Annotated in this window: 19 protein-coding genes and 1 riboswitch; of the genes, 11 read left to right on the top strand and 8 right to left on the bottom strand. The window is 70.1% G+C overall.

Annotated elements, in window-relative coordinates; translation table 11 throughout:
• The first annotated feature begins 6 nt into the window (after window positions 1-6).
• Window positions 7-1,380: a bifunctional UDP-N-acetylglucosamine diphosphorylase/glucosamine-1-phosphate N-acetyltransferase GlmU gene (gene glmU, locus ACFWZU_RS07775; protein WP_439700851.1), complete on the top strand. Its 1,374-nt coding sequence runs from the start codon at window positions 7-9 to the stop codon at window positions 1,378-1,380.
• Between the two features lie 95 nt (window positions 1,381-1,475).
• Here glmU and ACFWZU_RS07770 read toward each other — a convergent pair whose 3' ends face one another.
• A complete protein-coding gene (locus tag ACFWZU_RS07770; RefSeq protein WP_439700850.1) occupies window positions 1,476-2,468 on the bottom strand; it encodes a pteridine-dependent deoxygenase in 993 nt (330 codons plus the stop codon).
• A gap of 90 nt (window positions 2,469-2,558) precedes the next feature.
• On the opposite strand from ACFWZU_RS07770, the gene ACFWZU_RS07765 reads away from it, so the two are divergent.
• The 8 genes from ACFWZU_RS07765 to fabG all read left to right on the top strand — a co-directional run bounded on the left by ACFWZU_RS07765 (window position 2,559) and on the right by fabG (window position 8,925).
• Window positions 2,559-2,828: a phosphopantetheine-binding protein gene (locus ACFWZU_RS07765; protein ID WP_439700848.1), complete on the top strand. Its 270-nt coding sequence runs from the start codon at window positions 2,559-2,561 to the stop codon at window positions 2,826-2,828.
• Window positions 2,829-2,913: 85 nt separating this feature from the next.
• Complete coding sequence (locus tag ACFWZU_RS07760) at window positions 2,914-3,618, top strand: xanthomonadin biosynthesis protein (RefSeq protein WP_439700847.1); 705 nt, start codon at window positions 2,914-2,916, stop codon at window positions 3,616-3,618.
• Window positions 3,615-3,920, top strand: a complete 306-nt coding sequence (locus tag ACFWZU_RS07755) for a hydroxymyristoyl-ACP dehydratase (RefSeq protein WP_439700845.1) — start codon at window positions 3,615-3,617, stop codon at window positions 3,918-3,920. The genes ACFWZU_RS07760 and ACFWZU_RS07755 overlap by 4 nt, the downstream gene beginning before the upstream one ends.
• Window positions 3,917-4,870 (top strand): LpxL/LpxP family acyltransferase, encoded by a 954-nt coding sequence (locus ACFWZU_RS07750; RefSeq protein WP_439700844.1) that lies wholly within the window; start codon window positions 3,917-3,919, stop codon window positions 4,868-4,870. Before ACFWZU_RS07755 ends, ACFWZU_RS07750 begins: the two co-directional genes overlap by 4 nt.
• A complete protein-coding gene (locus ACFWZU_RS07745; RefSeq protein WP_439700842.1) occupies window positions 4,794-5,432 on the top strand; it encodes a LolA-related protein in 639 nt (212 codons plus the stop codon). The genes ACFWZU_RS07750 and ACFWZU_RS07745 overlap by 77 nt, the downstream gene beginning before the upstream one ends.
• A gap of 1 nt (window position 5,433) precedes the next feature.
• Entirely contained in the window at window positions 5,434-7,767 is a 2,334-nt protein-coding gene (locus ACFWZU_RS07740; protein WP_439700841.1) for an MMPL family transporter, read from the top strand.
• Entirely contained in the window at window positions 7,751-8,191 is a 441-nt protein-coding gene (locus tag ACFWZU_RS07735) for an ApeP family dehydratase (RefSeq protein ID WP_439700839.1), read from the top strand. Before ACFWZU_RS07740 ends, ACFWZU_RS07735 begins: the two co-directional genes overlap by 17 nt.
• Complete coding sequence (fabG, locus tag ACFWZU_RS07730) at window positions 8,188-8,925, top strand: 3-oxoacyl-ACP reductase FabG (RefSeq protein ID WP_439700838.1); 738 nt, start codon at window positions 8,188-8,190, stop codon at window positions 8,923-8,925. The genes ACFWZU_RS07735 and fabG overlap by 4 nt, the downstream gene beginning before the upstream one ends.
• A gap of 556 nt (window positions 8,926-9,481) precedes the next feature.
• On the opposite strand, the gene ACFWZU_RS07725 is transcribed toward fabG, so the two are convergent.
• The 5 genes from ACFWZU_RS07725 to ACFWZU_RS07705 all read right to left on the bottom strand — a co-directional run bounded on the left by ACFWZU_RS07725 (window position 9,482) and on the right by ACFWZU_RS07705 (window position 15,955).
• Window positions 9,482-11,380 carry a M56 family metallopeptidase gene (locus ACFWZU_RS07725; RefSeq protein WP_439700837.1) on the bottom strand — a complete coding sequence of 633 codons (1,899 nt, stop codon included), beginning with the start codon at window positions 11,378-11,380 and terminating at the stop codon, window positions 9,482-9,484.
• A gap of 4 nt (window positions 11,381-11,384) precedes the next feature.
• Complete coding sequence (locus tag ACFWZU_RS07720; protein ID WP_439700836.1) at window positions 11,385-11,771, bottom strand: BlaI/MecI/CopY family transcriptional regulator; 387 nt, start codon at window positions 11,769-11,771, stop codon at window positions 11,385-11,387.
• 304 nt (window positions 11,772-12,075) lie between these two features.
• Entirely contained in the window at window positions 12,076-13,083 is a 1,008-nt protein-coding gene (locus ACFWZU_RS07715) for a ribonucleotide-diphosphate reductase subunit beta (RefSeq protein ID WP_439700835.1), read from the bottom strand.
• A 217-nt stretch (window positions 13,084-13,300) separates the two neighbouring features.
• The gene (locus ACFWZU_RS07710; RefSeq protein ID WP_439700834.1) at window positions 13,301-13,531 is read right to left on the bottom strand and encodes a hypothetical protein; all 231 of its coding nucleotides are present in this window, start codon (window positions 13,529-13,531) and stop codon (window positions 13,301-13,303) included.
• A gap of 12 nt (window positions 13,532-13,543) precedes the next feature.
• Window positions 13,544-15,955 (bottom strand): ribonucleoside-diphosphate reductase subunit alpha, encoded by a 2,412-nt coding sequence (locus ACFWZU_RS07705; protein ID WP_439700833.1) that lies wholly within the window; start codon window positions 15,953-15,955, stop codon window positions 13,544-13,546.
• A 243-nt stretch (window positions 15,956-16,198) separates the two neighbouring features.
• Window positions 16,199-16,413, bottom strand: a riboswitch (cobalamin riboswitch).
• 263 nt (window positions 16,414-16,676) lie between these two features.
• Here ACFWZU_RS07705 and ACFWZU_RS07700 point away from each other — a divergent pair.
• Both ACFWZU_RS07700 and ACFWZU_RS07695 read left to right on the top strand, forming a co-directional pair.
• Entirely contained in the window at window positions 16,677-17,702 is a 1,026-nt protein-coding gene (locus ACFWZU_RS07700; RefSeq protein WP_439700832.1) for an SDR family oxidoreductase, read from the top strand.
• Window positions 17,703-17,706: 4 nt separating this feature from the next.
• Window positions 17,707-18,174: a DUF421 domain-containing protein gene (locus ACFWZU_RS07695; protein WP_439700831.1), complete on the top strand. Its 468-nt coding sequence runs from the start codon at window positions 17,707-17,709 to the stop codon at window positions 18,172-18,174.
• A 356-nt stretch (window positions 18,175-18,530) separates the two neighbouring features.
• On the opposite strand, the gene ACFWZU_RS07690 is transcribed toward ACFWZU_RS07695, so the two are convergent.
• Window positions 18,531-19,154, bottom strand: a complete 624-nt coding sequence (locus tag ACFWZU_RS07690) for a hemerythrin domain-containing protein (RefSeq protein WP_439700830.1) — start codon at window positions 19,152-19,154, stop codon at window positions 18,531-18,533.
• Window positions 19,151-20,971, bottom strand: coding sequence for a putative bifunctional diguanylate cyclase/phosphodiesterase (locus tag ACFWZU_RS07685; RefSeq protein WP_439700829.1), 1,821 nt, complete (start codon window positions 20,969-20,971; stop codon window positions 19,151-19,153). Before ACFWZU_RS07685 ends, ACFWZU_RS07690 begins: the two co-directional genes overlap by 4 nt.
• Window positions 20,972-21,067: the final 96 nt, after the last annotated feature.

The following is a 21,067-nucleotide window of genomic DNA, read 5'->3' as shown; positions in this document are numbered from 1 at the left end:
ACCCGCATGCCCGCTTCGCCCCTGCACGTCGTGATCCTCGCCGCCGGCGAGGGCAAGCGCATGAAATCCCGCAAGCCGAAGGTGCTCATGCCGCTGGCCGGACGGCCGCTGCTGGCGCATGTGCTGGACACCGCCCGTGCGCTTTCGCCGACCACCATCCATGTCGTGTATGGCCATGCCGGCGAGCAGGTCCATGCCGCCTTTGCCGTCGCGCCGGACATCGAATGGGTCGAACAGGCCCAGCGCCTGGGCACCGGCCATGCCGTGGCGCAGGCGCTGGCGCATATTCCGGACGGCGCGCGCGTGCTGGTCCTCTACGGCGACGTGCCGCTGCTGCGCGCCGGGACGGTGGCGCCGCTGGTGGCCGCCGGACGCCTCGCGCTGCTGGCCACCGTGCTGGACAACCCCCATGGCTACGGCCGCGTCCAGCGCGATGCCGAGGGTCGCGTCGCCGGTGTGGTCGAAGAAAAGGATGCCGACGCCGCGCAGCGTGCCATTCGCCTGGTCAACACCGGCATCCTCGCCGGCGAGGCCGCGGCATTGCGGCGCTGGATCGCGCGGCTGGAGCGCAACAACGCACAGGGCGAGTACTACCTCACCGACGTGTTCGCCATGGCTGCCGCCGAAGGCCAGCCCGCCGAGTGCATCGAGTGCGCCGATCCGGTCGAGGCGGCCGGAGCCAACAATCCCCTGCAGCTGACCGAACTGGAAGACCACCACCGCCGCCGCGCGACGCGCGAGCTGCTGCTGGCGGGCGTGCGCATGGCCGATCCGATGCGGTTGGACGTGCGCGGCGAGGTCCAGGCCGGCATGGACGTGGAACTGGATATCGACGTGATCCTGGAAGGCCGTGTGGCGCTCGGCGACGACGTGCGCGTGGGCCCGTTCGTGCGCCTGAAGGACGCGCAGCTGGCCACCGGCACCGTCGTGCTGGCGCACTGCGACCTGGAGGGCGTCATCACCCACGGCCCGTGCACCATCGGCCCGTTTGCGCGCCTGCGCCCGGGCACCGAGCTCGCCCACGGCGTGCATATCGGCAACTTCGTGGAGACCAAGCAGGCCCACCTGGGCGAGGGCAGCAAGGCCAACCACCTCACCTACCTGGGCGACGCGCGCATCGGCGCAGGCGTCAACGTGGGCGCCGGCACCATCACCTGCAACTACGATGGCGCCAACAAGCACCTGACGCGCATCGGGGACGGCGCGTTCATCGGCTCCAACAGCGCGCTGGTGGCACCCGTGACGATTGGCGCCAACGCCACCATCGGCGCCGGCTCGGTGATCACCAAGGACGCGCCCGACGGCGAACTCACGCTAGGGCGCGGACGACAGCAAACCATCCCCGGCTACAAGCGTCCCACCAAGAAGCCGAAACCGTAGGAGCGCACCTGCGCGCGACCGCCATGCCCGACCGGCGGCCAGTCGCGCACAGCTGCACCTCGACAACTGCGAAACCCACCTTCCACGGATGTACGTCAGGCGTAGCGCCAGCCGTCGATCTCGACCAACAGTTCGCTGCGGCAGATGTCGCCGTGCAGCAACAGTACCGGTACGCCGGGCAGTCGCCGGGTGATGAATTCGCGCACCTGCGCGGCATCGGCCGGGTGGCGTACGTACGCCTTCAACGGCGAGTGCGTGTCGAAACCCGGCGCCAGCCGACCCCGGGCCAGCAGCGCCTCGAGGTTGTTGAAGGTCTCTTCCAGCTGCGCCTGCAGATCGTCCCGGTGCGCCGAGGCATGGCCGACCACGGCCGCCGTGCCGGAAATCGCCAGCGCGTCCTGCGCCGGCAGCAGCATCGCGCGGGCGAAGCTCGGCGGCGTGCGGCCGTACTGGCGCGGGTAGCACCATGCGCTGACCTGGCGCGGATTCTCGATCCGCTCGCCCGGCTGGTCGCAGGCCAGCAGGTACACCTGCAGGCGGCCGCCGGGCCCGTGGTGGCCGATCGCGGTGGCCGCCGGGTAGCCCTCGGCGAAGAATGTGCCCATGCCGGTGGCCCGCCCCTCGCAGAACAGCTTGTAGCGTTCGGCGTCACCCTCGCCCAGGTTGATGGCCTCCAGATAATTCCAGATCCGCAGCACGTGGCGCTCGGCGCGGCCTTCGACCAGCCGGCGTAGCGCGTGGTAGGCATGGGTCGCCGCGGGACCGGGGCCGCCGTGGGCGGCTTCGTCCAGTTCCACCGCGGCGAACAGCCAGCCACCGCCGGCGGACCAGCGCACGTCGCCGTCGCGGCCGTGGCTCACCTCGGCGTCGACCTGCCACAGCTCCAGCGACGCGGGCGCATCGAAGCTTTCCAGCGCTACGCGGAACCAGCGCGGGTCCTCGCTCGCCGGTGCGCCACTGCCGAACCCGAACACCGCGAGCGTGCCCTGTTCGGCCAGCACTGCGGCGACGTCCCCACTGCGATAGGCGACCCGCGGCGCGCGGCGCGGCAGCGGTTCGGCCAGTGCGTTTTCACAACCCTGCATCATGCATTGCAAACCAGGAGCAACCGGGACGCTATGTTACACTCCGCGCCTGTTGCCGCCGGGGGGAGGCACGCATGGGGTACGGAAAAAAGCATGGCAGAACAGACTGCGGCCCAGCACGAGCTGGCCACCTTGATCGTCCAGAGCCTCAACCTGGAATCGGTTGCGCCCGAGCAGATGGACCCGGACGCTCCGCTGTTCGGCGGGGACCTGGGGCTGGATTCGATCGATGCGCTGGAAATCGCGCTGGCGGTCTCCAAGCGCTACGGCTTCCAGCTGCGTTCGGACAACCCGGAAAACAGGCGCATCTTCACCAGCCTGGCCACGCTCTCGGCGCACATCGAGCAGAACCGCGCCGCCTGAGCCGGCGCGCAGGCGTCCTCGTGACGCCCTCGCCCACCCGTCGCGCGGATCATCGACCTCTCCACCACTGATGCACGCGCACGCCATGTCCGAAGCCCGGCGCCCCGGTGGGCGCCCGTTGCCGCTGTTGCTCGCCTACCCGGGGCTCGCTCTCGCCGGTGCCTTGCTGCACAGGCAGTTCCTGTCGCTGGCGGCGCTCTCGTTGCTGCTGGGCCTGCTGTGCTGGCCGGCCCTGCGCGAACGCCGCCCCGGCGCCTGGCTGCTCTGGCTGGGCCTGTCCGGCCTGATGACCTGGCTCGCCGCGCGTGGGCTGGCCTCGCTGCTGCTGGACGCCGTGCCGGTACTGCTGAACCTGCTGCTCGCCTGGGTGTTCGGAAGCACCCTGCGCGCCGGTCGTCAGCCGCTGGTGGCGCAGTTCATCGAGGCGATCGAAGGGCCGCCGCGGTTGCTTCTGCCGGGCATCGCGTCGTATGCGCGCCGGCTCACCGCCTTCTGGAGCGTGTTTCTGACCGCCCAGGCACTGCTGCTGGGGACGTTGCTGTTCTGCCAGGTACCCGGCGGGCTGCTCGAACGGGTGGGCGTGCCCCCGCCCTGGCCGGTACCGCAGCCGTGGGTGCAGGGTTACGTGCACCTGGGCGCCTACCTGCTGATGGCGGTCGCGTTCGCCCTGGAGTACCTGTTCCGTCGCTGGCACCTGCGGCACTTGCCGCACCTGGGCCTGCATGATTTGTTGCACCGGCTGGCGTTACGCTGGCCCCAGCTGATCCGCGGCAGGAACCGCGCGCCATGAGCACCGACAGCTACCACGCCACCTTCTCCTTCACGGCCGGCCATCCGAGCCTGCCGGGCCATTTTCCGGGGCGGCCGCTGGTCGCCGGCGTGCTGCTGCTCGAAAAGGTGGCCGAAGCCCTGCGCGCCTGGCGCGGCCAGCGGCTGGCCTGCGTGCGCGAGGCCAAATTCATCGCGCCGCTCCAGCCGGACGAGCCTGCCGAACTGCGATTGACGCCGGCCGGCGCGCAGGTACGCTTCGAACTGCGCCGCGACGGTACCCTGCTGGCCCGCGGCCTGGTCGAGGGAGCGACGGACGCATGACCCAACACTGGCAAAGCCGGCCCGAAGGCGGCGGACGCTTCGCGCTGTGGCTGATCCGCAACATCGCGCTGTACGGCGGGCGGCGCTTCGGCCGGCTGTTCCTGTACCCGATCACGCTGTACTTTTTCCTGCGCCGGGGTCCCGAGCGCGCCGCCTCGCGCGCGTATCTCTCGCGCGTGTTCGGCCGGCGTGCGTCGGCCTGGCAGGTGATGCGGCACATCCACTGCTTCGCCGCCACGATCATGGACCGGATTTTCCTGCTCGCCCACGGCGAGAAGAAGTTCGAGATCGAAACCGTGGGGCTGGAGATGCTCGACGAGCGCCTGGCGCAGGGGCGCGGCGTGCTGCTGTTCGGCTCGCACCAGGGCAGCTTCGAGGCGCTGCGCGCGATCGGCGCGCGCCGTCCGCGGATGCCGCTGCGCGTGCTGCTGGACAAGCAGAAGACGCCGGCGATGACCGAGCTGCTCGAAGCGCTGGCGCCGGAAGTGGGCGCCTGCGTGATCGATGCCTCGCAGGACGGCACCTCGATCACCCTGGCGATCGCCGAGGCCTGCCAGCAGGGCGCGCTGGTCGCGCTGCTGGCCGATCGCGGGCGCAGCCATGAGGCCCTGCGGCACGCGCCGTTCCTCGGCCAGCCCGCGCCGTTTCCGGTCGGCCCCTGGCTTCTGGCCCATTCGCTGAAGGTGCCGGTGGTGCTGTGCTTCGGGCTGTACCTGGGCGGACGTCGTTACCGCCTGGTGTTCGAGCCGCTGACCGACCAGGTGGACATCCCGCGCCACGCCCGCGGCCCGGCGCTGGATGCGCTCATCGCCCGTTATGCCCAGCGGCTGGAGCATTACGTCCACGTGGCCCCCTACAACTGGTTCAACTTCTATGACTTCTGGCAGCAAGATCAGCGCGGCGCTGTGCATCCTGACCCTGGCCTGCTCGGCGAACGCCTCGGCACCTGACGCCACCGACGCGCTGATCGGCCAGCTCGGCCGCCCCGCCCCCGCGCGCACTGCCTTCGCCGAAGCGCGTTTCATGCAGGTGCTGGACCGCCCGCTGGTGGTCTCCGGCGAGCTGGCCTGGCTGGGCGGCGATACGCTCGAGCGCCACGTCACCAAGCCACACGAGGAAACCGCGCGCATCGCCGACGGCAAGGTCACGCAGCAGCGCGAAGGCAAGGGCGAGCGCAGCTTCTCGCTGGAGCGCGCGCCGCAACTGAAGGTGCTGGTGGACAGCTTCGTGGCGCTGCTCGGCGGCGATCCGCGCCGTCTGCGCCAGGCCTTCGCGATTGCCCGCCGCGGCGATGCCACGGGCGCCTGGACGCTGACGCTCACGCCGCGCGACCTGGAGGTCGCGCGCACCGTAGCCACCATCCGCATCGAGGGCGAGGGCAAGGAGGCGCGCTGCATGTGGATGCAGGAAGCCGATGGCGACGTCGCGGTCGACCTGCTCGGCAGCCTGGCCACGAAGATGCCGGCCGAGCCCACCCGCGAGGCGCTTGCCGCGCTCTGCAAGGGCGCCTGACATGCCCCTGCGCGCGCGCGTCGCGCTGCTGGCCGGATGGTTGCTGGTCCTTGCCCTGCTCGGCCTGTGGGTGGTCAGACACCTGCAGGTCAGCTCCGACCTGCGCAGCTTCATGCCTGCGCCAACCACGCCCGACCAGCGCCTGCTGATGGAGCAGGTCGGCGAGGGTCCAGGCTCGCGCCTGTTGCTGCTGGCGATCACCGGCAAGGATGACGCCACGCTGGCGAAGCTGAGCCAGGCGCTCGCCACCAGGCTCAAGGGCGATCCGCGCTACGCACAGGTGCTCAACGGCAGCTTCGATCTCACAGCACTCGACCCGAAGCTGCTGCCCTACCGCTACCTGCTCTCGCCCACGCTGGACACGCACGCGCTGGACGCAGCGTTCCTGGGCGATGAACTGCAACAGCGGCTGGACGAACTCGGCTCGCCCGCGGCCAGCCTGTTCAAGGGCCTGCTGCCGCGCGATCCCACGCTGGAAGTGCTCAAGCTCGCACAGCGCTGGGCCCCGGCGCGCTCGCCGCAGATCCGCGACGGCGTGTGGTTCTCGCCACAGGGCGAGGCGCTGCTGCTGGTGCAGACCCGCGCGCCCGGCTTCGACCCGGAGGCCCAGCAGGCAGCCATCGCCGGCATCGAGCAAACGCTGCATGGGTTGCCGGACGGCCGCGATGCGAAGCTGGTCGTCTCCGGCCCCGGCTACTTCAGCGTGGTCGCCAGCACGCAGACCCGCGAGCAGGCCGACTGGATCGGCCGCATCTCGACGATCGGGTTCATCGCCCTGCTGCTGCTCGCCTACCGCAGCATGGGCTCGCTGCTGCTGGCCGCGCTGCCGGTGGCCAGCGGCGCGCTGGCCGGCATCGCCGCGTTGACCGTCATCTACCCGCAGGTGCACGGCATCACGCTGGCGTTCGGTTTCACCCTGCTCGGCGTGGCGCAGGAGTACCCGATCCGCGTGTTGAGCCACCGCCGGGCCGGCGAGGACGCGGTGGCCAGCGTGCGCGACCTGTGGCCGTTGCTGCTCACTGCGATCGCCTCGGCGTGCATCGCCTACCTCGCTTTCTACGCGTCGGGTGTCAACGGCCTGAAGCAGCTGGCCGTGTTCACCATCGTCGGCCTGCTCGCCGCCGGCTTCAGCACGCGCTACCTGCTGCCGTACCTGCTGCCGGCGCGGGTGCGCGACGTCGCCGCACTGCCTTGGCTCAAGCGCCTGCGCACGGCGGTCGACGCGCTGCCGCGGCCCCGCTGGATTCCCTGGGCGGTGGCCGTGCTGGTCATCGCGCTGCTCGCGCTGGGGCGCGGGCCGTTCTGGCAGAACGACCTGGCTGCGCTCACCCCGCTGCCGACCGACCTGCTGCTGCGCGATGCGCGCCTGCGCGCGGCACTGGGTGCACCGGACGTGCGCTATCTGCTGCTGCTGGAAGCGTCCACGCCCGAGGCCGTGCTCGCGCTGTCGGAGAAACTCCAGCCGAAGGTGGACGCACTGGTCGCGGGGAAGGCGGTGGACGCCATCGAGCTGCCCTCGCGCTACCTGCCCAGCGCGGCGACCCAGCTCGCGCGCCAGCAGAAGCTGCCCGACCGCGCGACGCTGGAACAGGCGCTCGCGCAGGCCACCGACGGCCTGCCGTTCCGGCGCGACCTGTTCGCACCGTTCGTGGCCGACGTGGAAACCGCGCGCAGCCTGCCGCCGCTCACGCCGCAGGCGTTCGCGGCCAGCCCGCTGGGCCAGCGCCTGGCCGCGATGCTGGTCGAGCGCGACGGCCGCTGGCTGGGCCTGGGCACGGTCAGCGGCGTGCAAGACGCCGCCGCGCTGGCGACATTGGCGCAAGGCAGCGGCGGCGCCGTGCGCGTGCTCGACCTCAAGGGCGCCGCCGAATCGCTGGTGGTCGCCTACCGCACACGCATCCTGCAGGCCTTGCTCGTCGCCACGATCCTGCTGGTGCTGACCATCAGCCTGGCCCTGCGCAGCTTCCGCCGCGCCTGGCACGTGCTGGCGCCGATGACCCTGGCCACGTTCCTGGTGCTGGCGGTCGAGCGCGTCGCCGGCGTGCAGGTCTCGCTGTTCCACCTGGTCGCGCTGATCCTGGCCGGCGGACTGGGGCTGCACTATGCGCTGTTCTTCGAGCGCGACACCGGCGACGCGGCCGAGCAGCGGCGCACGCTGCACGCCACGCTGGTGTGCGTGCTGTCCGCCCTGCTCGTCTTCGGCATGCTGGCCTGGGCCACGATCCCGGTGCTGCGCGCGATCGGGCTCACCGTGAGCCTGGGCGTGGCCTTCCATTTCTGCCTTTCCATCCTGATGGCGCCGCACGCGCAGGCCGGACATGCTGCCGAAGAGTGACTGGGCCCACCTGATCCCGCATGCCGGCGGCATGTGCCTGCTCGATACGGTGCTCGACTGGGACGCGGCCACCATCCACGCCACCAGCCAGGGCCATGCGCGCGCCGACCACCCGTTGCGCGGCCCGGCCGGCCTGCACGCGGTACACCTGGCCGAATACGGCGCGCAGGCGATGGCCGTGCACGGCGCCTTGCGCGCGCGGGCGCAGGGCGTCGAAACGGTGCGCCCGGGCATGCTGGTGAGTCTGCGCGAGGTGCGGCTGGCCGTCGAGTACGTCTCCGCGGATGGACGCCTGGACGTCCAGGCGCAGTGCCTCTACGCCGATGATGCCGGCGCGCAGTACACCTTCCGCGTCGAGCAGGGTGGCCAGCTGCTGGCCAGCGGCCGCGCCGCGGTGATCCATCCCGAAGGACCGATGCCATGAACGCGACCCCCTCTGCCCGCCGTGCCCTGGTCACCGGCGGAAGCGGTGACCTCGGTGGCGCGATCTGCCGCGCGCTGGCGACGGCCGGCTACGAGGTGATCGTGCACGCCAACTCTTCGCCCGCTCGCGCCGAAGCGGTGGCGGCGGCGATCCGGAAGCAAGGCGGCCAGGCCCGCGCGATCGCCTTCGATGTGACCGACGGCGGCGCCACGCACGCCGCGCTGGAAGGACTGCTGGCCGACGGCCCGGTCCACGCCGTGGTCAGCAACGCCGGCGTGCACGACGATGCGCCGATGGCTGGCATGCGAGCCGAGCAGTGGCAGCGGGTCATCGACATTTCGCTCAACGGCTTCTTCCATGTCGTGCAGCCGCTGCTGCTGCCGATGGCGCGTGCGCGCTTCGGCCGCGTGGTGGCCGTGGGCTCGGTGGCGGGTCAGACCGGCAACCGCGGCCAGGCCAACTACGCCGCGGCCAAGGCGGGCCTGCACGGCGCGGTGAAGTCGCTCGCGCGCGAGATGGCCTCGCGCGGCATCACCGCCAACGTGGTGGCGCCCGGCGTGATCAAGGGGCGGATGATCGGCGAGGCGTTCCCGCCCGAGCGCCTCCGCGAGATGGTGCCGGCGCAGCGTGCCGGCAAGCCGGAGGAGGTCGCCGCGCTGGTGGCCTTCCTCTGCTCGGATGCCGCCGGCTACATCAACGGCCAGGTGATCGGCGTCAACGGCGGCATGGCCTGACGCGATCGGGCAACGGCTGTCCCAAGCCTCCTCGCTAACGCCGGGCTCGGCCCCACTGCGGCGCCAACTACCGAGCCTTCCCCCGCGAACGCGGGGGAAGGTGCCGACAGGCGGATGGGGGCCCTTTTGGGCGATATCCGCAGGGAGCGTCTTTCGCAAGACCTCCCCCCATCCGCCCTTCGGGCACCTTCCCCCGTAAACGGGGGAAGGACTAGCAGCTCTCCAGCCCGCGCAACGCGACGGGACTTGGTCAACCGCGGCGCCAACTACCGAGCCTTCCCCCGCGAACGCGGGGGAAGGTGCCGACAGGCGGATGGGGGCGCTTTTGGGCGATATCCGCAGGGAGCGTCTTTCGCAAGACCTCCCCCCCATCCGCCCTTCGGGCACCTCCCCCGTAAACGGAGGAAGGATTCGGTGACCACTCTTTTCCAGCCGGCGCAAGCGATGGGCTTGGTCCACCGCGGCGCCAACTACCGAGCCTTCCTCCGCGAACGCGGGGGAAAGGATGCGGTAAACGCTCGTATCCGTCCCTGCAACCGAGACGGAGCTCGCCATCTCAGCCGCGGACCGGTTGTGCCTTGCCCGTGCGGATGGCTTCCTGCAATAGCTGCTCCATCTGCTGCTCGGCCTTGTGAGTAACGTCCTGCTGGCGTTGTGCGAGCTTCTGCTGCTGCGCATCGAACGCCGCCTGCTGCGATTCCAGTTCGCGCTGCTTTGCGGCGATGTCGTGCCGCATGGCGGCGTGCCGCTGCTCGAGCCGGGCCTGCCGCTGCTCGAGCGAACGCTGGCGTGCCTCATGCGCACGGGCGGCGGCTTCCTCCGAGCCTGCGCCGACTTCCACCGCCTCGGCGGCAAGTTCGGCTGCCTGGCCGGCAAGTTCCGCCTGTTGGCGGGCAAAGTCTGCGTCGCGCTCGGCCAGCCCGGCCTGCTGGCCGGCCAGGCGTCCTTGCTCCCCGGCCAGCCTGCCCTGTTCGCTCGCCATGTCGGTCACCGGCGCGTAGATCGCCTTGGCCTGCGCGATCACAGCCGGGTCGTGCACGACATACGTCTTGTCTCCATGCCGGAACCAAACCAGGGGGTCGCCGCCACGATGCATCCGCTGCGCGGCGGACACGTCGGCCCGGGTACCGCTGATGATCGTGGTGTCGCCATCAAAGATCGCCAGGCCACTGCGCGCACCCGCGTCCATCTCGACATGCACCTGGTTGCCGAAGCTGGCCAGGCCCGGCGGCGGGGGCGGCGGGGGCGAGGGCGGAGCCGGCGGAGCGGGGGGCGCCGGCGGCAGCGCGGGAGGAGCCGGCGGTGGCGGCGGCGGGGTGCGGACGTGCGCTGCCCGGGTGGCCGGCGTCGGCTGTGCAGCGGATGACGCAGACGCCGCGGGCGCCGGCCGTGCTGCCGGAAGCGGCGTCACAACCGGCGTTGAGGTGGCTGGCGCAACCGCACTGCCGGCGGTGACGCGGTAGGGCACCACGCCCGCCACCGCGATCGCGACGAGCAGCAGCCAGCCGCGGCTGCGGCGGGAAGTGGCCTCGATGTGCTGCAACATGGTCAGTCGCCTCTTGAGGTTGTGGAACGTGGGGGAAGCCCCGGCCAGGCCGGAGGGGAGCGGTGTGGCCACGCCCAGCCGCAGCAGCAGCCTGCCGTAGGCCTGCGGGGCGCCGCCGGTCGCGGCCAGCGCCTGGGCGTCGCAGGCGGCCTCGCGGCTGAGCGCGTACTCGCGCATCGCCCAGGCCACCAGCGGATGGAAGAAGAACAGCCGTTGCGCCAGCGCTGGGATCCAGCCCAGCCAGAGGTCGCCGCGGCGCAGGTGCGCCAGTTCGTGCGCGATGGCCATCGCCGTTTCCTCATCGGAAAGGCGCGCATCGGCCGGAAACAGCACCAGGGGATGCCAGGCACCGAGTACCTGCGGCGAGCCGATGCTCGGCGAGAGCGCAAGCTGTGGCGCGCGGCGCAGGCCCAATCGCCCGGCCAGCGCCTGGCAGGCGCCCTGCCAGGCCGCTGGCGCCGGCTGTGCCCCGATACGGGCCCGTGCGACACGCCAGCGTTGACGCACGACCTGTGCGACCTGCAGTGCCACGCCGCCGAGCCAGGCCGCAAGCAGCAGCGCAGCCCACGGCAACGGCGCTCTCTGCGCGGGCGGGTCGAACGTGGGAACCGCCATCACCGGGGTGGTGTGGGTGGCCATCGGCAGCATCACGGCCGGGGGCGCGTGCGTGACCATGACCGGCGACTCCTTGGGCGCCGGCAGCCAGCGCAACTGCAGCGGCGAATGCCAGGCCAGGCCCAGCACCAGCTGCGCGCCGACCAGCCACCAGAGCATGCAGCGCACCGCGGCCGGCAACCGCGGGAACAGGCGGCAGGCCAGCGCAACCGCGCCGATCAGCAGGCACGCCTGCGCCGAGGTCCACAGCAGGCGGGCCGACAGCGCGTCGAGCAAAGCGGCGAAGAGGGACATGGTTTCAGGACTCCTTGCGCCGTGACTGCAACTGCGCCACCAGCGCCTCCAGTTCAGCCAACTCGGTGTCGCTCACGTCGGCGCGTTCGGACAGGTAGGCAACGAACGGCGAAACCGAGCCGCTCAGGGTTTTCTCCACGAAACTGCCGACCGCGTGGCGCATCGCCTCGCCGGGCGCGGTCGCCGGGCTGTAGCGGTAAACACCGCCGGCCTGGCGGCGCTTGAGGTAACCCTTGCCACGCAGGCGCTCCATCATGGTCAGCACGGTCGAGCGCGCCAGGCCACGCGTCTCGCCGAAGCCGGCGGCGACCTCGCCGACCGAAGCGGGGGCGTGTTCGGCCAGGTAATGGAGCAGGGCCAGTTCCTGGTCACCGATGGTGGGGCGCGGCATGGGCGGCTTTCCTGACTACAGTTGTAGTCAAGCTAGCGCTGACTACAACTGTAGTCAATAGGTCGATGGTTTACCGGGTGAGGCCCCCTCGTCCCTGTGGAGAGGGAGCTGGGAGGTCTATGGCAGGGGGATGTGGGTGCCGCCGGCAAAGACCGTCTGTCGCCCGCCGAGTGCGTGCACTCCCGGCCGCCGCCGCCGCGCGGATGCCGGCGTTCGATGCCGGTAATCGACAGCAGCGGGCTGTGGGCAGCACGTTACCCAAGCCAGGCTCATCGGTGCCTCGCGCATGCGAGACATGAGCCGCTCAGAACGCCATGTCGAACGCCACTTCGCCCTGCACGCCGACCTGGTAGGCCGACACCCGCCGCTCGAAGAAGTTGGTGACTTCCTGCACGTCCTGCAGGTCCATGAAGTCGAACGGGTTGGTGGCGCCGTATTTCTTCGGCAGGCCAAGCTGCACCAGGCGCTGGTCGGCGCAGTACTCCAGGTACTGGCGCATGTCCTTGACCGACAGCCCGGCCACGCCACCGGAGAGCACGTCCTGCGCGAATTGCGCCTCGCAGTCGATGGCTTCCTGCAGCATCTGCTCTACCTGCAGGCGCAGCTCGTCGTCGAACAGTTCCGGCTCCTCCGCGCGCACGGTGCGCACCACTTCGAAGGCGAAGGCCATGTGGCCCGATTCGTCACGGAAGACCCAGTTGGTGCCGGAGGCCAGGCCGTGCAGCAGGCCGCGCGAGCGCAGGTAGTAGACGTAGGCAAAGGCGGCGTAGAAGAACAGGCCCTCGATGCAGGCGGCGAAGCAGATCAGGTTCAGCAGGAACTGCCGGCGCTGCTCGCGGGTTTCGATACGGCGCAGGTGCTGGACCGAATCGATCCACCGGAAGCAGAACGCGCCCTTGGCGCGGATCGAGGGAATCGCCTCGATCGCCGCGAACGCCTTGTGCCGCTCGGCCGGGTCGGGGATGTAGGTGTCCAGCAGGGTCAGGTAGAACTGCACGTGCAGCGCCTCCTCGTAAAGCTGGCGCGAGAGGTACATGCGCGCTTCGGGCGCGTTGACGTGCTGGTACAGGTTGAGCACCAGGTTGTTGGCCACGATCGTGTCGCCGGTGGCGAAGAAGGCGACCAGGCGCTGGATCAGGTGGCGCTCGGCGGGATTCATCCTGGCGTTGAGGTCGGTGAGGTCGGGCGCGAAGTCGACCTCGTCCACCGTCCAGGTGTTGCGGATGGCGGCGCGGTACATCTCGTAGAAGGCGGGGTAGCGCATCGGACGCAGGGTGAGGGCGTAGCCGGGGTCGAGCAGTTGGCTGGTCATGGGCTGCCTTGAATGTCGTTCCGCTCCCGCCGGGCTGTCGACGGGCGAAGGTGCCGCGCGGATGAGGGTGCGCGTCTTGCCGGGTGGGTGGGCGCGCGGCCCTTCGACTTCGCCGCTGCGCGCCTGCGCTCAACGTGTACGACTTGTGGCGAGGGCTGTACTTCACCCCAACATCCCTCCCGGCGGGAGAGGTGGGTTCTACGCGCGGGTCGTTCGGCTATCCGTACTTGCGGGCGTAGTTGTCGCCTACGTGCTGGCTGAAGTACGTCGCCAGTCGCCGACCGCCTTTCGCCCGCTTCTTCATTTCGCGTACGTACCCGGCCCCCGGGCGCGCACGGTCGTACCCGCAGATCTCCGGGTTGTTGACGAAGCGGACGCGTATCCGACCGGGCGCCAGCTCGTACTCGGCGATCCCGGAATGGCCTGGGCGGTTGCCGTATCGCTGCATGCGCCATTCCCATCACTGGCAGGCCTCGCAATAGTCCGGATTCTCGAGTGAACAGAACACCGCTGCGCTCGCCTGTTGCTGGTCCGGCGCGGCGACGGTCGTCTTGGCGATCTTCGTCGCCGGGCGCGAGCGCAGGTAATAGGTGGTCTTGATGCCCGCCTTCCAGGCGTACATGTACATCGAGGAAAGCTGGCCGATGTTCGGGTTCTCCATGAACAGGTTCAGCGACTGGCTCTGGTCGATATACGCCCCGCGCGCGGCGGCCAGGTCGATCAAGGCCTTCTGCGGCAGCTCCCATACGGTGCGGTAGACCTGGCGCAGGCGCTCGGGAATCGCCGCGATGCCCTGGATCGAGCCCTCGGCCAGCTTGATCGCGTCGCGCACCTCGGCGGTCCACAGCCCCAGTGTCTTGAGCTCCTCGACCAGATAGCGGTTGACCACCAGGAAGTCGCCCGAGAGCGTCTCGCGCTTGAACAGGTTGGACACCTGCGGCTCGATGCACTCGTAGCAGCCGGCGATCGAGGCAATGGTGGCGGTGGGCGCGATCGCGATCAGCAGCGAGTTGCGCAGGCCGCCGGCGCGGATGCGCGCGCGCAAGACATTCCAGCGCGCGGAGTCGCTGACTGACGCCTGCGGCCAGTAGTCGAACTGCAGCTCGCCGCGGGCGGCGCGGGTCTGGCCGAAGCCCGGGTGCGGGCCGGCGCGCTCGGCCAGCGTGCAGGACTCGTCCAGCGCGTGGAAGTAGATTTCCTCGGCGATGCGGGTCGACAGCGCCAGCGCCTCGGCCGAGTCGAACGGCAAGCGAAGCTGGAACAACGCATCCTGCAGGCCCATCACGCCCAGGCCCACGGGACGCCACTTCTGGTTGGCGCGCCGGGCCGTCGCGATCGGATAGAAGTTGAGGTCGATCACCCGGTCGAGCTGCCGCACGGCGGTGCGCACGGTGTCGGCGAGCTTGTCGAAGTCGAAGGCGCCATCGCCGAGGTGGCGCGCCAGGTTGATCGAGCCCAGGTTGCACACCGCCGTCTCGTCGGTGCCGGTGACTTCCAGGATTTCCGTGCACAGGTTGGACAGGTGGATCACGTTGTCCGGCTCGGCCGTCTGGTTGCCGGTGGCGTTGCAGCGATCCTTGAAAGTCATCCAGCCGTTGCCGGTCTGCGCCAGCGTGCGCAGCATGCGCGCGTAGAGCTCGCGCGCCTTGACCGTCCTCACGGCAAGGCCCGCCGCTTCCGCGTCGCGGTAGGCGCGCTCGAAGGCCACGCCCCAAAGGTCGACCAGTTGCGGCACCGCCTTCGGATCGAACAGCGACCAGTCGTCGTCGGCCTCGACCCGGCGCATGAACTCGTCGGGGATCCAGTTGGCGAGATTCAGGTTGTGCGTGCGCCGTGCCTCGTCACCGGTGTTGTCGCGCAGCTCCAGGAACTCCTCCACGTCGGCGTGCCAGGGCTCGACGTACACGCAGCACGCACCCTTGCGCTTGCCGCCCTGGTTGACCGCGGCGACCGAGGCATCGAGCGTCTTCAGCCACGGCACCAGCCCGTTGGAATGGCCGTTGGTGCCGCGGATCAGCGAGCCGCGCGAGCGCACGCGGGTGAACGCCAGGCCGATGCCGCCGGCGAACTTCGACAGCTTGGCGACGTCCGCGTACTTGTCGTAGATCGCCTCCAGCGAATCGGCCGGCGAGTCGAGCAGGAAGCACGAAGAAAGCTGCTCGTGCGCGGTGCCCGCATTGAACAGCGTCGGTGAGCTGGGGATGTAGTCGAGCGAGGAAAACAGGCGGTAGAGCTCCAGCGCCTCGCCCACGTCGTTGCCGCCGAGCGCGCAGGCGATGCGCATGAAGAAATGCTGCGGCGTCTCGATCACCTTGCGTGTCTGCGGGTGGCGCAGCAGGTAGCGGTCGTACACCGTGCGCAGGCCGAAGTATTCGAAGCGGCGGGTCGCTAGCGGATCGATCGCGTCGTTCAACTTGCGCGCGTGCGCGGTGACGAAATCGCGCAGCCGTGCGTTGAGCAGGCCTAAGCCCGCGCCGCGCGCGATCGACTGCGAGAAGCTCTGGATCTCCTGCCCGCGCACTTCCTTGTCGATGTAGGCGCCAAGCAGGCGCGCGGCGAGCTGGCCGTATTCGGGCTCCTCCGCGGTAAGCGCGGCGGCGGTACGGATCGAGAGCTGGTCGAGCTCCGCCGTGCTGGCGCCGTCGTACAGGCCGCCGATGGTCTTCAGCGCCACCCGCAGCGGGTCGACCGCGTGCAGGCCGTCGGCGTTGCGCGTTACCGCGCGCACGATCTTGTTGACGTCCACGCTTTCGGTGGCGCCGTTGCGCTTGGTCACGCGCATCTGCGCGGGGTTGTGCGGAGGGGTCAGGGCAAAGCTGTCGTCGGCATGCGCGGGCGTGCCTTCACGGGAAGGAGTGTCGAGGGTGTCCATGCGGAAGCTCCGGGAGGGAAGCCGCCGCGCCGATACGGAGGAGAACGCACCGACGCGACGGTTCCGAAAACGTCAAACGCCTGCTCCCGCGCGCAGGGCCTGAGGCTCGCTTCCGATGGACGGCACGCCCCACGCGGGCGCCAGAACGCCCGCATGCGACGCGCCTCCCCGCGGAAGCGGTCACCCGCGCCGGGTCGCGACAGGGTCGGGCGGACGCGTCTCATGGAGCGCGACCGCCGGCCCATGGGGCCCGGCGTGCCGGCAGGTCTTCGGACTTGCGGACACCGGATCGTTCGATCCGTCCTACTTGCCCTCGCTTCCCAGGCGCAGCGGCCCAGTGCATGTGAGGACGTTCGTTTCCGCTTACCGCTGCGGGGCAGTTCCGGATTTGCACCGGATTCCCTTTTAAGCCCGACCGACAATCCGTCCGGACGGGCACCGACGGGCACAACATATCGGGGTGGCTGACGCCGGTCAACCCAATATTTCGTGTCCTGGCGGTTTCGCTCGAACGCGCACCCCATCCGCCTGCAGGCAAGAACGGGAAAAGCCCCGTGGTTGCGCAGCCGCCGACCCCCATTTGCGGCTGCGGGGGAAGGTGCCCCACGGGGCGGATGAGGCGGTCCTGGCTCCGGTCACCCGCGGCAACGCTCGCTCACCTGTCCGCCACAAGGCGCTGCCTATCGTCGCGAGCCATACCCAGCCACAACGGGAGCGGATCATGGCAACGACGAAGACCGCCAGGCGCGGCAACGGCACCGGCAAGGCGGTGGCGAAAGAGCGGCAGGTGCAATCGCAGATCGACGCCGAGGACAAGCAGAAGCAGAAGGCCAGGGCGAGCAAGTCCGCGAGCAAGAAGACGGCCAAGAAACAACCCGGCCAGACGAGCCCGCGCCCCAAGCCGCGTCCGCCGCTGCCCGAGCAGCACCTGAGCAAGCCCGGCAAGGAAGCGAAGCTCAAGCCGCGCCCGCAGTTCGAGGCGCCCGACTACCGCGGCAGCGGCAAGCTCCAGGACATGGCCGCGATCATCACCGGCGCCGATTCGGGCATCGGCCGCGCGGTGGCGGTGCTGTTCGCGCGCGAGGGCGCGGACGTGGCGGTGGTGTACCTGTCCGAGGACGAGGACGCGCGCGAAACCAGGCGCTACGTGGAGAAGGAGGGCCGCCGTTGCCTGCTGATCCGCGGCGACGTGAAGGATCCGGACTTCTGCGAACAGGCAGTGCAGCGGACCGTGGACGAATTCGGCCGTCTGGACGTCCTGGTGAACAACGCCGCGTTCCAGGAACACGCCGACGCGCTGGAGGACATCACCGAAGAGCACTTCGACCTCACCATGCGCACCAACATCTACGGCTACTTCCACATGGCCAGGGCGGCACTGCCGCACCTGCACGAGGGCAGCGCGATCATCAACACCGGCTCGGAAACCGGCCTGTTCGGTAACGCGCACCTGCTCGACTACTCGGCCACCAAGGGCGCGATCCACGCCTTCACCATGTCGCTGGCGAGCAACCTGGTCTCGCGCGGCATCCGTGTCAACGCGGTGGCGCCGGGGCCGGTGTGGACGCCGCTCAATCCGGCCGACAAGTCGGCCAGGCAGGTGGCCAAGTTCGGCCAGCAGAACCCGTGGGGACGGCCGGCGCAGCCGGAGGAGCTCTCGCCGGCGTACGTGTTCCTGGCCGCGCCGAGCTGCTCGAGCTATATCAGCGGCGCCATCCTGCCGGTGATGGGCGGCTCGACAGGCTGACGCCATGCACCTGTCAGACCCCTGGTGGGTGTATGCGCTGCGCGGCGCGGGCGTCTATCTGGGCCTGCTGATCCTGCTGCGGCTGCTGGGCAAGCGCTCGTTCGGCGAGATGACCACCTTCGACATCGTGGTGCTGATGCTGGTCGGCGGCACCTTGCGCACGGCGATCATCGGCGACGACAAGACGCCGCTGGCGGCGATCATCGGCGTGCTGGCGATCTTCCTGCTGGACAAGGGCGTCGCCTGGACCTGCGCGCGCTGGCCCGGCCTGGACCGGCTGGTCGAGGGCCAGGCCAGCCTGCTGGCGCGCGATGGCAGGGTGATCGAGGGCTCGTTGCGCAAGCACGACATGTCCGAGGAAGCCTTCCGCCGGGTGCTGCGGGAGAAAGGCCTGCGCGAGGTGGGCGACGTGGCCGAGGTGCGACTGGAGGCCAACGGCAAGATCAGCGTGCTGAAGGCCTCGAAGCCGTAGCGGCACCCGGTTACACCCACCCTTGCCCGTTTGAAAGCCGCCGTAGGCGCGCCAGGTCGCGGGAAGGCCGTGCAAGAACGAAAAGCGAGACGCTCCTGCAGACATGCCCGCGAGCCCCGGCCCTCACCCCAGCCCTCTCCCCGACTGGAGAGGGAGCAGGGTGCGGCGAACGTGCACAACCGGGCGCTCTTCCTGCCTCAGCTTCCGAGCGCCCGCGGCAAAGCGGCGGCCGCCCCTCCAAGAGCAAGCGATCACCAGGCAAGGCGGGCACGCGCCCAGCGCGCGTCCCTCACCGGGTTTGGCAGGCCGTTTCTGTTGGTTGCTCCCTGGGCCAGCAGAAAGTGACCCGAGCGCCGTCAGGCCATGGGAAGCCTGCGGCAGGCGGGCCAAGTCGCACGGAGACCAGGCAAGAACGGCAAGCCAGCAACGCTCCTGCGTGCATCTCCGCGAGCCCGGTCTGTCGCCCCAGCCCTCTCCCCACGGGAGACAGGGCGCGCAGAAGACACGCACAACCTGCGCTCCCCGCGAGCAGCACCTCGGCAAAGGTCACCCGACCGAACCGACCCAGCCCTAAGCCGGAGGCAGGCCGCTCGGCTCGCAGTGCGCTTCGTACGCCGGGTACAGCCGGCCTTCCTCACGGCCGATGCGCTGCTGCAGCACGGCCAGCAACTGGCCCAGGCTGCGCGAGAACGCCTGCGGTTCCGCGTTGCCCTCGTGATAGGTATCGAAAACGCCAGCAGCGCCGGGGTAAGCTGCTGCATCTCCTCGGCGTAGCGGCTGGCCAGGCCGGAGGTGGACGGGTTCGCTTGCAGGGCCGGGTAGAGCCGGTTGTCCTCCAGGCTCAGGTGCGAAAGCATGGCCTGCCTTGCCTTCTGCAGCCGTTCGCGTCCTTCGGGGCCGGACAGCCCCAGCCGTTGCAGTTCGTCGAGCAGGGCGTATAGCTGGGCATGCTGATCGCGCAGGATGTCGGTCAACCTCACGGCGCGCCCTCGCCGTCGGCGTGCCAGTCGGCCGTGCGTTCGAGCCAGGGCGGCACGGCGGCCGCCGGCAGCGGGCGCGAGACGTGGAAGCCCTGCACCTCGTCGCAGGCCATGCGCCGCACGGTGTCGTAGATGCGCCGGGTTTCCACACCCTCGACCACCACGCGGAAACCCAGGTCGTGCGCGAGCGCGGCAGTCGATCGCACGATCGCCGCGTCGTGGCGGCTGGCGTCCATCGCGCGCACGAACGACTGGTCTATCTTCAGGCAGGTTGCCGGCATTTGCCGCAGCGAGGCGAGGTTGCTGTAGCCGGTGCCGAAATCGTCGATGGCGATGCCGGTGCCCAGTTCGCGCACCGCGTCCAGGTGGCGGTGGGTGGCGTCGTTGTGTGCCAGCAGCGTGCTTTCGGTGAACTCCAGTTCCAGCATGCGCGGGTCGATCCCGTGGCGGGTCGCGACGTCCTGCAATCGCGTGACCAGGTCGGCGTCGAAGTCGGCGTTGGAAATGTTGAGCGACAGCCCGACGTCGCAGCCGGCGCGGCGCCAGGCGGCCAGCTGGGCGACGCCGTGGTCGAGCACCCAGCCGGTCAGCGAACGCATCAGGCCGGCGCGTTCGGCCAGCGGCACGAACTGGCCCGGCGGCACTTCGCCCAGGGTCGGATGGCGCCAGCGCGCGAGCGCTTCGAGGGCGACGCAGCGGCCGTCGCTCAGGCGCACGCGCGGCTGGTAGTGCAGGTAAAGCTCGGTGCGTTCGGTCAGCGCAGCGGCCAGCTCGGTGACCAGGAAGAACTCCTGCCGGTGGCGCTCGTCCTGGCTGCGCTCGTACAGCGCCCAGCCGCGCGGGCTGCGCTGGGCGGCATAGGACGCGCTCATCACCTGGCGCAGCGGGTCGGCACCGTCGAGCTGGCGCACGTCCAGGTCGAGCAGGCCGACGCCGGGTTGCAGCGTGAGCGGGATGTCCAGGCAGTCGAACGGCGTGCGCAGGCGCGACACCAGGTCGTCCAGCTGGTCCGCTTCCAGCGGCGTGCTGCCGTCAGGCAGCACGGCGGCAAAGCGGGTCACGCCGACCTGGTAGAGGTTCGTGCGCGGCGGCATCCAGGCCAGCACGCGCGCGGCCACCGCGCGCATCAGTTCGTCGGCGTAGGAGAAGCCCATCGCGCGCACGAAGGCATTGAAGCGTTCCACCGGCGCCACTTCGATGGCGATCAGCCAGGCCCGCTGTGCGCCATTCTTGTGGCGGCTTCGCAGGTCCTCGAAGAACGCACTGCGATGCGGCAGCTGGGTGACCGGATCGGTCCGTCCGAGGTAACCGCCCAGCACCACGCCGGCGCCGGCCAGGCGCGCGGCGTCGCGCAGGGCCGCCCGTCCGGCCTCGTCCAGGCCGACACGTGGCGCGTGGTCCATGACGCACAGCGCGCCGACGTGCCGGCCGCTGAGGGTGAACACCGGTTCACAGGCGAAGAAGCGCAAGGTGGCCGGCGATGGGCCGGTGAGCGGCGGCGTGTCGCGGTAGCGTGCGTCGGCGGCGATGTCGGGCAGCACCTGACCGGCGCCGCGGCGCGCGGCTTCCAGGTAAAGCGGATGCAGGACGTGCGGATCGTGCGGGCCGGCGTCGCGGCTGTACCAGTAGGCGCTGCCCCCATCGAGTACCAGCGCGACCATCGCCACGCCGAGCGAAGCGGCGGCCAGGTGGGCGACCGCGTCGAAGCCGGGGACGGTGTAGCGGTCGTCCGCATCCAGCGGGCCAGCCTCGTCGCCGGCGGCGCGTTCCCCGTCCAGGGACGTCGCCTCCAGCTGGTGCTCCACGGTCGTATGCATGGCGTTCTCCCTCCGGCCGACCTGGTGGGAACCGCTTGTCATTCCTCCGGCCAGAGTACTTCGGCGGCGTCGAGAGCCGCAATGCGAAAAAATGGA

Origin of the sequence: Frateuria sp. GZRR33, from assembly GCF_051900425.1 — a bacterium.
Lineage (GTDB): Bacteria > Pseudomonadota > Gammaproteobacteria > Xanthomonadales > Rhodanobacteraceae > Frateuria_A.
Note: the sequence above shows the minus strand (reverse complement) of the source record. Positions and strands in the feature narration are given on the sequence as shown.

Coding starts and splice junctions, on each gene's coding strand:
- glmU (WP_439700851.1), top strand. CDS start 7: ATGCCCGCTTCGCCCCTGCACGTCGTGATCCTCGCCGCCGGCGAGGGC.
- ACFWZU_RS07770 (WP_439700850.1), bottom strand. CDS start 2,468: ATGATGCAGGGTTGTGAAAACGCACTGGCCGAACCGCTGCCGCGCCGC.
- ACFWZU_RS07765 (WP_439700848.1), top strand. CDS start 2,559: ATGGCAGAACAGACTGCGGCCCAGCACGAGCTGGCCACCTTGATCGTC.
- ACFWZU_RS07760 (WP_439700847.1), top strand. CDS start 2,914: ATGTCCGAAGCCCGGCGCCCCGGTGGGCGCCCGTTGCCGCTGTTGCTC.
- ACFWZU_RS07755 (WP_439700845.1), top strand. CDS start 3,615: ATGAGCACCGACAGCTACCACGCCACCTTCTCCTTCACGGCCGGCCAT.
- ACFWZU_RS07750 (WP_439700844.1), top strand. CDS start 3,917: ATGACCCAACACTGGCAAAGCCGGCCCGAAGGCGGCGGACGCTTCGCG.
- ACFWZU_RS07745 (WP_439700842.1), top strand. CDS start 4,794: ATGACTTCTGGCAGCAAGATCAGCGCGGCGCTGTGCATCCTGACCCTG.
- ACFWZU_RS07740 (WP_439700841.1), top strand. CDS start 5,434: ATGCCCCTGCGCGCGCGCGTCGCGCTGCTGGCCGGATGGTTGCTGGTC.
- ACFWZU_RS07735 (WP_439700839.1), top strand. CDS start 7,751: ATGCTGCCGAAGAGTGACTGGGCCCACCTGATCCCGCATGCCGGCGGC.
- fabG (WP_439700838.1), top strand. CDS start 8,188: ATGAACGCGACCCCCTCTGCCCGCCGTGCCCTGGTCACCGGCGGAAGC.
- ACFWZU_RS07725 (WP_439700837.1), bottom strand. CDS start 11,380: ATGTCCCTCTTCGCCGCTTTGCTCGACGCGCTGTCGGCCCGCCTGCTG.
- ACFWZU_RS07720 (WP_439700836.1), bottom strand. CDS start 11,771: ATGCCGCGCCCCACCATCGGTGACCAGGAACTGGCCCTGCTCCATTAC.
- ACFWZU_RS07715 (WP_439700835.1), bottom strand. CDS start 13,083: ATGACCAGCCAACTGCTCGACCCCGGCTACGCCCTCACCCTGCGTCCG.
- ACFWZU_RS07710 (WP_439700834.1), bottom strand. CDS start 13,531: ATGCAGCGATACGGCAACCGCCCAGGCCATTCCGGGATCGCCGAGTAC.
- ACFWZU_RS07705 (WP_439700833.1), bottom strand. CDS start 15,955: ATGGACACCCTCGACACTCCTTCCCGTGAAGGCACGCCCGCGCATGCC.
- ACFWZU_RS07700 (WP_439700832.1), top strand. CDS start 16,677: ATGGCAACGACGAAGACCGCCAGGCGCGGCAACGGCACCGGCAAGGCG.
- ACFWZU_RS07695 (WP_439700831.1), top strand. CDS start 17,707: ATGCACCTGTCAGACCCCTGGTGGGTGTATGCGCTGCGCGGCGCGGGC.
- ACFWZU_RS07685 (WP_439700829.1), bottom strand. CDS start 20,971: ATGCATACGACCGTGGAGCACCAGCTGGAGGCGACGTCCCTGGACGGG.